The organism is Pseudomonas sp. R76 (assembly GCF_009834565.1).
GTDB lineage: Bacteria > Pseudomonadota > Gammaproteobacteria > Pseudomonadales > Pseudomonadaceae > Aquipseudomonas.
The window spans coordinates 1,218,883-1,231,957 of record NZ_CP019428.1 but is presented as its reverse complement, the minus strand read 5'-3'; the positions used below and the strand labels follow the sequence as shown (position 1 = coordinate 1,231,957).

The following is a 13,075-nucleotide window of genomic DNA, read 5'->3' as shown; positions in this document are numbered from 1 at the left end:
GCTCTTTGCTTTGCGGGCTGCACATTCCTGTGCCAAACAGCCGCGCTACTTAAGGTCACACAGATGGACATGCAATCCCGAATTCGCCAGCTTTTCCAGGCAAGTATCGACACCAAGCAACAGGCGATGGACGTACTTGCACCGCACATCGAGCAAGCCAGTCAGGTCATGGTCAATGCCTTGCTCAACGAGGGCAAAATGCTTTCGTGCGGCAACGGCGGTTCGGCCGGTGATGCCCAGCACTTCTCCTCCGAGCTGCTCAACCGCTTTGAGCGCGAGCGCCCGAGCCTGCCGGCCATCGCCCTGACCACCGACACGTCGACGATCACCTCGATCGCCAACGACTACAGCTACAACGAGATCTTCTCCAAGCAGATCCGCGCCCTGGGCCAACCGGGGGATGTGTTGCTGGCGATTTCCACCAGCGGCAACTCGGCGAATATTATTCAAGCGATCCAGGCCGCACATGATCGCGAAATGATTGTCGTAGCATTGACCGGACGCGATGGCGGCGGCATGGCCTCGCTGCTGTTGCCGGAGGACGTCGAGATTCGCGTCCCGGCCAATGTCACCGCACGCATTCAAGAAGTCCACCTGCTGGCGATCCACTGCCTGTGCGATCTGATCGACAGCCAACTGTTCGGGAGTGAAGAATGACCGTTAACCGCCTCAGCCTTTTGGCCATTACGCTGTGCCTCGCCATCAGCGGCTGCAGCACGGCAATCACTGCGACACGTGACACACCCATTCAGGATGACCGGGGCACACGTACCTTTGGCAGCACCATTGATGACTCGCTGATCGAAACCAAGGTCAAGGTCAACGTTGCCAAGGCCGCAACAGACCTGGGTAACGGCGCGTCGCGCATTGTGGTGACCAGCTTCAACGGTGTAGTACTGCTTGCAGGGCAAACACCGCGTGCCGACCTCAAGGCCCAGGCCGAACAAGCCGCCTCAAGCGTGCAACGGGTGAAGAAGGTTCACAACGAACTGCAAGTCATGGACCCGATCACGCTGCTGGCTATCAGCAACGATGCCTTGCTGACCACCAAGATCAAGGCGCAGATGCTCACAGATAGCGCCGTTCCAGGCTCGCGGATCAAGGTCGTCACCGACAACGGCATCGTTTATCTGATGGGCCTGCTGACCCAGGCGGAAGCCACTCGCGCAGCCAACCTGGTACAAGGCGTGTCCGGCGTGCAGAAGATCGTAAAAGTCTTCGAATACATCGACTGATGTAAACGCGGACCACAAAAAAGGGCGCCGTGCATTGAATGCACGGCGCCCTTTTTATTGGCCAGGGTTTATTGGTACTGCTGGTACGGGTTGCCCTGGAACTGGTTGTTCTGCTGCGGTGCTTGTTGTTGCTGCTGCTGGCCTGGCTGACCGTATTGCTGGCCAGGGATCGGGCCGAGGTTGACCTCTACGCGACGGTTCTGGGCGCGACCATTCACGTCGGCGTTGCTGGCAATCGGGTTATCCGGGCCGGCACCGCGTGCGCTCAGGTTGGTCGGGCTCACACCTTGGGACGTCAGGTAGTTGGCCACGCTTTGCGCACGGCGCTGGGACAGGTCCATGTTCAACTGACGGCTGCCGGTGCTGTCGGTGTAGCCAACGATCTGGATGGTGTTCTGGTTGAACTGCTTCAGCGAGCCCGCCAGGTTGTTCAGCGGTGTGTAGAAGCTGCTGGAGATCGCATCCGAGTTGGTGGCGAAGGTGATGTTACCCGGCATGATCAGCTTGATCTGATCGCCCTGGCGCTGCACTTCAACACCCGTGTTGGCCATGCTGGCCCGCAGTTTCTTTTCCTGCTGGTCGGCATAGTAACCATAACCCGCACCACCAAGACCTGCGACGGCGGCACCAATCAGGGCGCCTTTACCACGGTTATTATGGTCGATTGCGGCACCGGCCAAACCACCGGCCAATGCAGCCAGGCCACCGTACTTGGCGGTCTTGCTGATACCACCTTGCGAACCATCATTTGCCTGCCCCTGGCTGCCGTCGTAAGGATTAGGTGAGGCGCAACCGGACAACAAGGCTACGGCGGTGGCAACAACAAGAAGACGACGCGGAGTAAACATGAAGGGAGCTCCTACTTTTGCATTCTGTGGTGCAAAGGACATTGGCAATGGACCTGTGCCGGGTTTTGAACGCGACAAACGGTAAAAATTCCATGCCCGGCCAGCCCGCGCTCTACAAAGGTTGAGCACACTAAAACCCTAGCAGAGACTTCCTGAACGGAAATTGTCATTTTCTCTATAAGCCTCGTCGGACGGTTGCCATTTGGTATCTAGGCCCTGACAAACGGATTCTCACGCATCTCGTCCCCCAACCGCGTGTCCGGCCCGTGCCCGGTCACCACCGTCGCGCCTTCATCCAGCGTATACAAACGTTGCTTGATCGAACGCACAATGGTCGCCTGATCGCCGCCCCACAGGTCGGTGCGCCCCACGCCGCGCTTGAACAACGTGTCACCGGCAATCAACAGCTTGGCCTCGGCAAACCAGAAGCTCATCGAGCCCGGCGTATGCCCTGGCGTGTGCAAGGCCACCCCGCAGCCACACGCCAGCTCTTCGTCATCTTCCAACCACCGATCCGGCGACGGCACTGGCGTATAAGGCACACGGAACATCTGGCATTGCATCTCCAGGTTGTCCCACAGAAATTGGTCTTCCTTGTGCAAGTGCAACGTGGCGCCAGTCTTCTCCTTCAACTGGCCGGACGCCAGGAAATGATCCAGGTGGGCGTGGGTATGAATGATGCTCACCACCTTCAAACCCAGCGCATCGAGGCGCGCCAGGATCAGCTCGTGATTGCCGCCCGGGTCGACCACAATGGCTTTTTTAGTGATCGGGTCGCCAATGATCGTGCAGTTGCACTGCAACGGGCCGACGGGGAAAGTTTCGCGGATCAGCGCGGTTTTTTGGTTATTCATGGGTGTTCCTGCAAGCTCTATGGCACATTCCACGCGCAGTATGGTTGACCTTGCCCCTGATCCGGAAGGGAGCAGCCCGCAACACATCTACTGCTAAGCTGTCCAAGCGCCATTGAATCAGCAGCACTGTCCAAGACCGCAGCGCGTCGCGTTGGGAGCAACACTTATGGCGAATCAACGGGTCATCTGCGAACACTGCGACTGCGTGTATGAAAAAGTCACGCTCGCCAAACATCAAAAAGCCCTGTGCATACGCTGCGCAGGCGTATTGCAGCGTTACAACGGCCTGTCAGTGCAACAACGCCTCGCGTTGAGCGTTACCGCCGCCGTCCTGTGGACGTTCGCCAACTTCTACCCGGTGATGAGCATCAGCCTGCAGGGCTTGAACAACAGCGCGACCCTATGGGATTCGGTGGTTGCGCTGAGCCTGGGGCCGATCACCTTTATTGCGTTGGTGGCCGCGATTTCCATCATCATCGCGCCGGTATTCCAGCTGGTGCTGCTGATCTGGGTCTTGAGTTTCGCCCTGTCCGGCCGGCGCTCACCCGCGTTCAAGCTGTGCATGCGCTGGCTGGAAGCCCTCAGGCCGTGGAGCATGCTGGAGGTCTGCCTGCTCGGCGCCATGGTGGCGGTGTTCAAGCTGGCCGGCATGCTCGACGTGGTGCCCGGCACCGGCCTGTTTGCGCTGGCGGCGCTGAGCCTGTTGCTGATCCGCATCGCCGGGCGTGATGTGCGCGATTTGTGGGACGTTCTATGAATTCGCCACCGACCGCCCGTGAACTCAACCTGTGCCTGTGCCACACCTGCGGCCAGCCCTGCGACATGAGCAGCGCGCCCACTGAGTGCGACCGTTGCGGCGCGGCCCTGCACCGGCGCAAGGTGCACTCGCTGACCCGCACCTGGGCCTACATGCTGACAGCGCTGGCGTTTTATTTTCCGGCGAACCTGTTGCCGGTGATGAATACGACGATGCTCGGCTCGGGCGCGGACAGCACGATCATGAGTGGCGTGCTGGAGTTCTGGCAGCACGGCGCCTGGGACATCGCCTTGATCATTTTCATCGCCAGCATTGCGGTGCCCGGCATCAAATTCGTGTCGCTGACACTGCTGCTGGTCACCGTGCAGCGCAACAGCCGCTGGGCGCGCAAGGAGCGCTCGAAGCTGTTTCGGTTTGTTGAGCTGATCGGCTACTGGTCAATGCTCGATGTGATCGTGGTGGCGCTGGTGGCCGCGCTGGTGCAGTTCCAGGCCTTGGGCACGATCGAGCCGCGCCTGGGCATTTTGTTTTTTGGCTTGGTGGTGGTGTTTACGATGCTTGCGGCCATGAGTTTCGACCCGCGCCTGATCTGGGAAACCCCACACAACGAGGAGCGCTTGGATGACGCCACACAACGCTGACACCCCTGCTGGCAAATCGGCAGGCACGCCTGCGATCAAGACGCGGCGCTTCAGCGTTTCGCTGGTGTGGATCGTGCCGATTGTCGCGGTGCTGGTGGGCATTTCGCTGGTGGTTCACAACGTCCTGCAACAGGGCCCGACCATCATCCTCAATTTCAAGACCGGCAGCGGCCTGGTCGCCAACAAAACCGAAGTCAAATACCGCAATGTGGTGATCGGCCAAGTCTCCGAAGTGGCCTTGAGTGATGACCAGAAAAGCGTCAACGCCACCATCAAGTTGGCCAAACAGGCGGAAAGCTTCACCCGCGAAGACTCTAAATTCTGGGTGGTGCGCCCACGCATAGGCGCCGGTGGCGTGTCCGGCATCGATACCTTGCTGTCGGGCGACTACATCGGTGCCGACATCGGCCAGTCCGACACCCGTGCCAAACAGTTCAAGGGCCTGGAAAACCCACCGCCGATCACCTACGGCGAGCCGGGCAAGCGCTTCACCCTGCATACCCAGGGCCTGGGTTCGCTGGATATCGGCTCGCCGGTGTATTACCGCAAAATTCCGGTGGGCCAGGTGGTGGCCTATGAGCTGGATGCCGAAGGCAAAGGGGTGAACATCGAGGTGTTCGTGCATGCGCCCAATGATGTGTATGTCACCGAAAACACGCGGTTCTGGAATGCCAGCGGCATTGACCTGAGCGTCGGCGCCAACGGCTTCGCGCTGAAAACCGAATCCTTGTCGTCGATGCTGGCCGGCGGCATCGCGTTCCAGGCGCCGCCCTACAGCCCCAACGACAAACCGGCTGACGAAGACCATGCCTACGAGCTGTTCGACGACCAGCAAAGCGCCCTCGCCCCGCCCACCGGCAAAGGGCAATACATGGCCTTGCGCTTTGATCAGGCACTGCGTGGCCTTAAAGTCGGCGCGCCGGTTGAGTTCCTCGGCGTTGAATTCGGCAAAGTGGTGTCGATCAACCTGGACTACGACGCCAAGAAACGCAGCTTTCCGATCAACGTCGGCATCGTGATCTATCCGCAATTGCTCGGGGAGGCCAATACCAAGCTGCTCAAGGCCACCAACCACGACCCCAACGATGAGGCCGGCGGCGTACGCTTGATCGGCACGTTTATCGAAAACGGCCTGCGCGCCCAGGCTCGCAGCGGCAGCCTGCTCACCGGCCAGTTGTACATTGCTCTGGATTTCTTCCCGAAAGCCGAGAAAGTCGCGTTTGACCCGAACCTGCGCCCGATCAACATCCCGACCATTCCCGGCAACCTGGAACAACTGCAGGTAAAACTCGAAGGCATCGTCAACAAGATCAACCAGCTGCCAATCGAGCGCATCGCCGGCAACTTGGATGGCAGCCTGGTCGAACTGCGCAAAGGGCTCAACCAGTTCAACGCCAAGACCCTGCCCGGCGTGCAGAACACACTCGGCGACGTGAGCAAGACCCTGCAATCGGCCAACTCAACCCTGGCCGAAGACTCGCCGCAACGCGAGCAACTGACCCAGACCCTGGATGAACTGGGGCGGATGTCGCGCTCCTTGCGCGAGCTGTCGGATTACCTCGGCCGGCACCCGGAATCGCTGATTCGCGGCCGCCCCGACAACGCCGCACCGACAGACCTGCAAGGGCCACCCCGCAAATGAGCATTGGAGCAGCCATGACGTTTCCGTTGAAGATCACCCTGGTCGGCGCGCTGCTGTTACTTGCAGCCTGCCGCAGCGAGCCGATTGCGTTCCACACCCTGACCCCGGTGCACTGGAATAACAGCACTCAAGCGCAGGCCAGCGATATCCGCATTGAAAGCATCAGCGTGCCGCCCCAGGTCGACCGCGCACAGATCGTGATTCGCCAAGGGGATAGTGGCGTGGCGATTCTTGAAACCCAGTGGTGGGCCGCAACCTTGGCCGATGAGCTGAAAAGTGCGCTGGTGGATCAACTGGCCAACAGTCATTCCCGGCAGCCCGTATCGTTGCGCGTTGAAGTGCAGCGATTCGACTCGGTGCCCGGCCAATACGCACTGCTCGACGTGCGCTGGCGCCTGCGGCCAACCCTTGGCGGTGATGCCCAACCACTGACCTGCCGCACCACCTTGCAGTCACCGGCGGGCCCGAGCATTGACGACCTGGTAGTGGCGCATCAGAACAACCTCAAGCGCTTCGCCGCCCTGGTCAGCAAAACCGCCGACACGTCACTGAACACGTGCCCGACTGCGCCGCAGTAAACCTGTGGGAGCTGGCTTGCTCACGAAGGCGGCGTGCCAGCCAGCTCATGTGTCACTGACCCTCCGCATTCGCGAGCAAGCCCGCTCCCACAATTTTACCGAGTTCGGCGTTCAGACTTCTGTGCTCTGCTTTTCTGTGGGAGAGCGGCCCATTGTCAGGCCAGCAGGCCCATCGACTTGGCGCGCGCCACCGCCTGGGTGCGCCGCTCCACGCCCAGCTTGCTGTTGATGTGGCTGGCGTGGGTTTTCACCGTGTGCAGCGAAATGAACAGCTGGTTGCTGATCTCCTGGTTTGAGCAACCCTGGGCGATCAGTTGCAGCACCGCCAGCTCGCGGGTGCTGAGGGTTTCGTGGGTGGGCGAGGTCTCGATGGCGGCCACCACCGGCAGCAGCGCCAACAGGCTCTGGTTGAGCAGGCCGTGCGGGTCTTTGCCGAGTTGCTCGCGCATCCAGTCCGGGTGGCTTTCCAGCAAGCGCTGGAACGGTTGCAGCGCGCCACCCGCTCCGGCCTCAAGTGCCTGGGCCAGAATCGGCCGCGCCTTGGCTTCCTGGCCACAGGCCAACAATAAATGCGCCTGCTGAGTCAGGGCCATCAAGGCAATCATCTGGCGCCCGCTGTTGTGCGCTTGCTGCGCCAGCTCTTCAAGGCGCTGCAACGCGGCGGCGGGCTGGTGGCGGATGGCGTCAAGGGCGGCCTGTTGCAGCCCGATGTGTTGCGCCAGGTGCGGATGAAACTCCGGCGCGGCGGCAGCGTGCTCGCCGTTGTAGGTTTGCCCCAACCGAGCCAGCCATGCGTCGGCGAGGTCGGTACGGCCTTGGGCCAACCACAATTCGCATTTGATCAGGGTGATCATCGCCAGGTAGTAGATCGGCGGCACATCCCAGATGTGCATCAAGCGCTCGGCCTCGGCGAGTTCGGCGAAGGCTTTGGCAAAATCGCCGCGTCGCCCTTCGAAATTGGCGATCACGCAATGCCCGATCAGCACGCTGATATCCCGGCAGGCACGCGCTTCGCTCAAGCCGGCACGCAGGCGCGCCAGGCCGGCTTCGGGCTGATAACGCACCAGCAACAAATAACCTTCGTACAGCGACAAGCGCGCACGCACGGCGTACAGCCGCTGGGGCGCCAGGCCTTGCAGGCGCTGCAGGCCTTGGCGGACTTCGTCGAGGGAGCGCAAAATTTCGCCACGCGCCTGTAAGACACGTGCTCGGTCGTAGTGGGCCAGCGCCTCGAACAGCGGGTTGCCGACACGCTGCGCCAACTCCAGGGATTCGCGATTCAGACCTCGGGCCCGCCACAGGTCGGCGTCCACAATGGCCAGGTTGGACAGGGTCGACAGGCACATCAACCGCTGGCCGTAACGTTTATGCGGCAGGCTTTCAAGGGCTTCGCTGCAATAACGCTGGGTCAACTCGCGGTCGCCGCGCCCACGGGCAATGATCCCGCTCAGCGCCAGCCACTGCGCCAGCATCGATTTTTGCGCGGTGGCCGACGGCGCCGGCAGGAAGCGGCTGAGGTAGCCGGACAACTCTTCGGCCGCATCCAGCTGGCACGCCAAGCCCAAGGCCCAGCTGTACAGCACGATCAAACGCGGCGTGCTGATCAGCAGGCTGTCGGGCAAGTCCATCTTCCAGCGCAGCAGCATGCCGACGTTCTGCTCGGCCAGCAGTTGTTCCTCCGAGAGGTTCTGCACCAGGTTCGCCGCCACATCGAGGTGGCCGGCACGCAACGCCTGCTCCACCGCTTCATCGATCAAACCCTGGGCATTGAACCAGCGACAGGCCCGCAGGTGCAGGCTGGCTATCGGCAACGTGGCGTTACTGGCACGGCGGGTGCGCAGCAGGTCGGAAAACAGATGGTGATAACGATACCAATGGCCCTGTTCGTCCAGCGGCACCAGAAACACTTGATGGGCCTGCAAATAGCGCAGGATCTCGGCGCTGTCATGGGCTTCGCGCACGGCGTCGCACAGCTCGCTGCAAAAACGATCCTGGGGCGCGGTGTCGTACAGGAACGCCTGCACTTCAGCCGGCAAGCAGTCGATGACTTCTTCGAGCAGATAATCGCGAATCAGCCCTTCACCGCCGTGCAAGCTCTGCGGCAGCGCGCTTTCATTGCCGGCTTCGGACAAGGCCAGCAGCCAGAAACGCAGGCCCGCCACCCAGCCCTCGCTGCGCCGAATCAGGTTGTCCAGCGCCTCGCCGCGCAACGAACTGCTGTGCCGATCGAGCACGGCCAGCGATTCATCGTGGGTCAGGCGCAGGTCTTGTTCGTGCAGTTCGAGCAGGTGCCGTGACAGCCGCAACCGCGCAAGGTGCCAGTCGGGGCGCTGGCGGCTGGTGACCATCACCACCAGCCCGTCCGGCAAATGATTGAGGAAAAATTGCAGGCAGCGATCCAGCACCGGGCCCTGGGCCAGATGGTAGTCATCCAGCACCAGCAATAACGGCGCGCGGTTGGACAGGTGCAGCGACAGCTCATCGAGCAGGCCGTCGAGCCATTCTTCAAAGGCAAAGGGTTGGTGACGCTGGCGCATTTTCAGCAGGCCCAGGGATTGGGCGCCGATCTGCGGGAAGTACTGTTGCAAACCGTCGAGCAGGCGCTCGAGGAATCGGCCGGGGTCATTGTCCCGTGGGCTCAGGCCCAGCCACAGGCTTTGCCAATGGGCCGGCAAACTCTGGCAAAACTCCACCGCTAACGAACTCTTGCCGAACCCGGCGGGTGCGCTGACCAGCAACAGCCGCCCGGCAAGACCGGCACTCAGCCGTTCGCACAGGCGCGGGCGCAGCACATAGCCGTCAGGCAAAGGCGGCCTGTAAAAGCGTGCTTCCAGAGTTGGAATCACCGCGTTTGCAGGCCCTTGGATTCGGGACAGATCAGTCATCGCCGGGCTCTTGTAGAAGGCTGTTGTCGGCATTGCAGATGTCCGCAGACTAGCGGTAAAAGCGGCAGGTTTGTAGATCTTTGCAACAAATGTCTGAAAAAGACTACGACAAAAAATATCCAGCTGTCTGACTCAGGAATTCCAAACGCCCCAAATAAAATGTGGGAGCGGGCTTGCTCGCGAAAGCGGCGTATCAGTCAGCACATGTGCCACTGATACACCGTCTTCGCGAGCAAGCCCGCTCCCACACTCGAGGATGCGGCCTCAGTTAAAGCGGCTTAGCGAACCCCATCCTGGCGCAACGCCGCCGGGGTGAAGTCGCTGGTGGTGGCGGTGAAGCCGAAGTCATACGCCTGCTTCTCTTCGTTCTTCATGCCCAGGGCCAGGTAGCGGCCGGACTGCAGGTCGTAGAGGGTTTCGAGGGCGTACCACGGCACTTGCTTGTCGTAGTAGTTCTCGGCGTGGGCTTCGGCAACGCGCCACAGTTGGCCACGGCCGTCGTAGTGGTCGATGACCGCGGCTTGCCAGGTGTCTTCGTCGATGAAGAAGTCACGTTTGGCGTAGATGTGGCGCTGGCCTTCCTTGAGGGTGGCAACCACGTGCCAGACGCGGCGCAACTCGTAGCGGGCCAGGTCCTGGTTGATGTGGCCGGCCTTGATGATGTCGGTGTACTTGAGCTTCGGATCGTCGACCTTGTAGCTGTTGGAGGCGATGTAGATTTCTTTTTTGCCTTCCAGCTTCCAGTCGTAGCGGTCCGGCGCACCGTTGTACATGTCGAGGTTGTCGGAGGTGCGCAGGCCGTCGGCCGCTGTACCCGGCCCGTCATAGGACACTTGCGGCGCCCGGCGCACGCGGCGCTGACCGGCGTTGTAGACCCACGCCGAACGCGGCTCTTTCACTTGGTCGAGGGTTTCGTGCACCAGCAGCACACCACCGGCCAGACGTGCCGGCGCGGTCACTTGCTGCTTGAAGTAGAACAGCACGTTGCCCGGGTTTTTCGGGTCGTAGTCCTTCATTTTGTCGCGGAACACGAACTGGTCGCGGAAGTACACCAGGCTGAACGAGCCGTTGGTTTGCGGAGTCGCCTGGGTCACCAGACGGGTCACGCTGCCGCCGCGATAGCGGGTGATGTGGTTCCAGATGACTTCCACGCCGCTTTTCGGGATAGGGAACGGAATCGCGGTTTCGAAGTTTTCCAGGCCGTTGCCGCCGGACACCAGGTTGGTGTTGGTGGCGTTCTTCTTGATGGCGGCGAACACATCAGCCGGCACCGTGGCGCCGCGATGGGTCGGGTAGACCGGCATCTTGAAGGTGTCCGGGTAGCGCTTGAACATCGCGTACTGCCCAGGCGCCAGCTTGTCTTTGTACTGCTCGACGTTCTGCGCGGTGATGGTGAACTGCGGTTGTTCGCTGGCGTACGGGTTGGCCAGGAAACCTCGCGCGTCCACGGCGCCAGCATTGGTCGGCAACGGTGACCATTTGGGGATGGTGCCAGCGGCGTTACCGGCCATTTCAGCGCCCATCGGGGTCAGGGTCGTCCCCAGCTTGGCGGCTTCATCCGCCGAGACCGCCGCCATGACGTTGCTCGCCAGGATCGACAGCCCAAGCACACCCACGTGCAACAGACTTTTAGTTATTTTCATGCTCTGGTTCTTCCTGAAAACAAACTGCTTAAAGAGAGTGTGCTTAGAAGTTCACGCCGGCGCTCAGCGCGATGAAATCGCGGTCATCCACCGTGGTGAACTTGCCACCAAAGAAGTTGGTGTAGTTCAGGCCTACGGTGTAGGTGTTCTGGTACTCGGCATCGACACCCAGGCTGACGGCCTTGCGACCCTCTTCAAAGTTGCCGCCAGGGCCTGGCGAATAACCTTTGACGTCATGTGACCAGGCCACGTTGGGCTTGAGGTTCACACCGGCAAACACATCCGGGTACTCCCAGATGGCGCGACCACGGTAGCCCCAGGAGGTGGCGGTGGTGAAACCATCGTTGTCACAGTACTTGGAGACATTGCTGGCATCTGCGCCTGGGCCGGCGCCGCCGATAGTGGACGGGTTGAGGATCTGCGCACAGGTGTTACGCCCGCCAGTTGACGGCAACGCGCCAGGACCGAAGACCGGATCGCGGCCATAACGAACCTTGTTCTTGCTTTCGAGCCCACCCACATGCGTCACGCCCACTTCACCCACGAGGGTCAGACGGCTGGCACCCATCACCTGATCGAAAAAGTGCGTCAGGGTGGTCTGGAACTGAGTGATCTCCTTGCGACGGTAACCATTCAGGTCCTGGCCCTTGGCGCCGCTGAGCAGGGATGCATTCGAAAATGCGCCGCCCAGGTCTTTCACACCCGCATACAGGATGTCGGTGGTATTGAGCTGTACCGGCGCGTTAGGGCGATAGCTCAGCTCGCCACTCCAGGCAGTCCCGGTAGGCAGGGTGGTCGAGAAGCTCAAACCGTACAGACGGATATCTTCCGGGTACTCGATAAAATACTTGGAGTTACCCGCGATAAATACCGGAGCCAATGTGCCGAAGGCCGGTGCAATCGCATAGGCGGACGCGGGTGCCGCGGTTGCGCTGAAGATCGGCGCGCGGCTGTGGTAGTTCATGAAGTAGGCACCGAATTCGGTGTCCAGTGGCTCGAAGTTGTAGTGCATGGCCACGCCAAACTGGCCGCTGTCACGCGCATCCCGATCACCGCCACGACGAACCAGGGTGCCCTCTTCGTTGGTGTCCACGCCGCGCGCCGCGAATTGAGCGAGCGCCCCGCGACCCGCCGCCGTGGCGGCAATGGTCGAGCGTTTGGCAAGCAGGCGCAGGTTGTCGCTGCAGCCGTCGGAGACCACATCAGGCTGGGAGAAGAAGGTGCCGCAGTTGTCGGTAACGGTCTGGTCCCACTCCAGTTGGTAGAACGCTTCCGCCGACAGGTTGTCGGTCAGCGTCTGCGACACGTAGAACATGTTGACGGGAATCAGGCCTTCCTTGATTTCAGCCCCCGGGCGACGGAATGCGGACACGTCGATGGGGTTAATCGAGTTGATACCGCCACCGATGAAGGTACTTTCACCCCAACTCACCACCTGCTTACCGAAGCGCACGTTGCCCGGCTGATCGGCGATGGTGTAGTTGTGATAGATGAAGGCGTCGAGGATCTGCCCACCGGAAGACTTGGCGCCTTCCTTGCGGTTGTTGTTGCTGACGTTCTTGAAATCCAGGTCTTCGTTTTGCAGCGCGAAGTCGTACCAGTACTTGCCCCGCACAAAAATGCCGGTGTCGCCGTATTTCAATTCAAGGTCGTGAATACCCTTGAAGATCTTCGAGAAGGCATCGCCCTTGTCAAAGTTCAGGTGGCCGTCATCAGAGGTTTGCGACAACCCCTTGCCACCGTTGTTGACGCCGATCAGGTCTTTATTTCGACCCGCAGTCGACCAGCTCGCCCCCACCGACAGGGATGAGTCAAAGCTACCTTCGATTTCACCGATATTGAAACTGACGCCGAATGCGGGCCCGGCGAGCGTAGAAGCGAGACTGACGGCCAGGGGCAGTCTTGCCCGGCGCCAGAACTGGTTTACTGAGGTCATCGACGCTACTCCATGTGCATTATTGTTATGGCAGTGAGTTCTGTCTTCTGGATGCA

The 13,075-nt window shown here is 60.7% G+C and carries 11 protein-coding genes; 6 read left to right on the top strand and 5 right to left on the bottom strand.

The window, feature by feature from the left end; genetic code table 11:
- Nucleotides 1-63: 63 nt before the first annotated feature.
- Both PspR76_RS05490 and PspR76_RS05485 read left to right on the top strand, forming a co-directional pair.
- Complete coding sequence (locus PspR76_RS05490; protein ID WP_003216190.1) at nucleotides 64-657, top strand: phosphoheptose isomerase; 594 nt, start codon at nucleotides 64-66, stop codon at nucleotides 655-657.
- Nucleotides 654-1,235, top strand: a complete 582-nt coding sequence (locus PspR76_RS05485; protein ID WP_159954298.1) for a BON domain-containing protein — start codon at nucleotides 654-656, stop codon at nucleotides 1,233-1,235. The genes PspR76_RS05490 and PspR76_RS05485 overlap by 4 nt, the downstream gene beginning before the upstream one ends.
- A 68-nt stretch (nucleotides 1,236-1,303) precedes the next feature.
- Here the strand turns inward: PspR76_RS05485 and PspR76_RS05480 are convergent, their stop codons facing one another.
- Nucleotides 1,304-2,083 carry an OmpA family protein gene (locus PspR76_RS05480; protein ID WP_159954297.1) on the bottom strand — a complete coding sequence of 260 codons (780 nt, stop codon included), beginning with the start codon at nucleotides 2,081-2,083 and terminating at the stop codon, nucleotides 1,304-1,306.
- Between the two features lie 209 nt (nucleotides 2,084-2,292).
- The gene (locus PspR76_RS05475) at nucleotides 2,293-2,937 is read right to left on the bottom strand and encodes an MBL fold metallo-hydrolase (RefSeq protein WP_159954296.1); all 645 of its coding nucleotides are present in this window, start codon (nucleotides 2,935-2,937) and stop codon (nucleotides 2,293-2,295) included.
- Between the two features lie 166 nt (nucleotides 2,938-3,103).
- On the opposite strand from PspR76_RS05475, the gene PspR76_RS05470 reads away from it, so the two are divergent.
- From PspR76_RS05470 to PspR76_RS05455, 4 genes are read left to right on the top strand one after another with little or no spacing between them, the layout of a single operon-like run.
- Nucleotides 3,104-3,694 (top strand): paraquat-inducible protein A, encoded by a 591-nt coding sequence (locus PspR76_RS05470; RefSeq protein WP_159954295.1) that lies wholly within the window; start codon nucleotides 3,104-3,106, stop codon nucleotides 3,692-3,694.
- Nucleotides 3,691-4,335: a paraquat-inducible protein A gene (locus tag PspR76_RS05465; protein WP_159954294.1), complete on the top strand. Its 645-nt coding sequence runs from the start codon at nucleotides 3,691-3,693 to the stop codon at nucleotides 4,333-4,335. The genes PspR76_RS05470 and PspR76_RS05465 overlap by 4 nt, the downstream gene beginning before the upstream one ends.
- Nucleotides 4,316-5,977 carry a PqiB family protein gene (locus PspR76_RS05460; protein ID WP_159954293.1) on the top strand — a complete coding sequence of 554 codons (1,662 nt, stop codon included), beginning with the start codon at nucleotides 4,316-4,318 and terminating at the stop codon, nucleotides 5,975-5,977. Before PspR76_RS05465 ends, PspR76_RS05460 begins: the two co-directional genes overlap by 20 nt.
- Before the next feature lie 14 nt (nucleotides 5,978-5,991).
- Nucleotides 5,992-6,555 carry a PqiC family protein gene (locus PspR76_RS05455; RefSeq protein ID WP_159954292.1) on the top strand — a complete coding sequence of 188 codons (564 nt, stop codon included), beginning with the start codon at nucleotides 5,992-5,994 and terminating at the stop codon, nucleotides 6,553-6,555.
- Nucleotides 6,556-6,710: 155 nt separating this feature from the next.
- On the opposite strand, the gene PspR76_RS05450 is transcribed toward PspR76_RS05455, so the two are convergent.
- The 3 genes from PspR76_RS05450 to PspR76_RS05440 form a co-directional block, all read right to left on the bottom strand.
- The gene (locus PspR76_RS05450; protein WP_159954291.1) at nucleotides 6,711-9,440 is read right to left on the bottom strand and encodes a LuxR C-terminal-related transcriptional regulator; all 2,730 of its coding nucleotides are present in this window, start codon (nucleotides 9,438-9,440) and stop codon (nucleotides 6,711-6,713) included.
- A 278-nt stretch (nucleotides 9,441-9,718) separates the two neighbouring features.
- Nucleotides 9,719-11,083: a DUF1329 domain-containing protein gene (locus tag PspR76_RS05445; RefSeq protein WP_159954290.1), complete on the bottom strand. Its 1,365-nt coding sequence runs from the start codon at nucleotides 11,081-11,083 to the stop codon at nucleotides 9,719-9,721.
- A 43-nt stretch (nucleotides 11,084-11,126) separates the two neighbouring features.
- On the bottom strand, nucleotides 11,127-13,019 hold the full coding sequence (locus tag PspR76_RS05440) for a DUF1302 domain-containing protein (protein ID WP_159954289.1): 1,893 nt from the start codon (nucleotides 13,017-13,019) through the stop codon (nucleotides 11,127-11,129).
- Nucleotides 13,020-13,075: the final 56 nt, after the last annotated feature.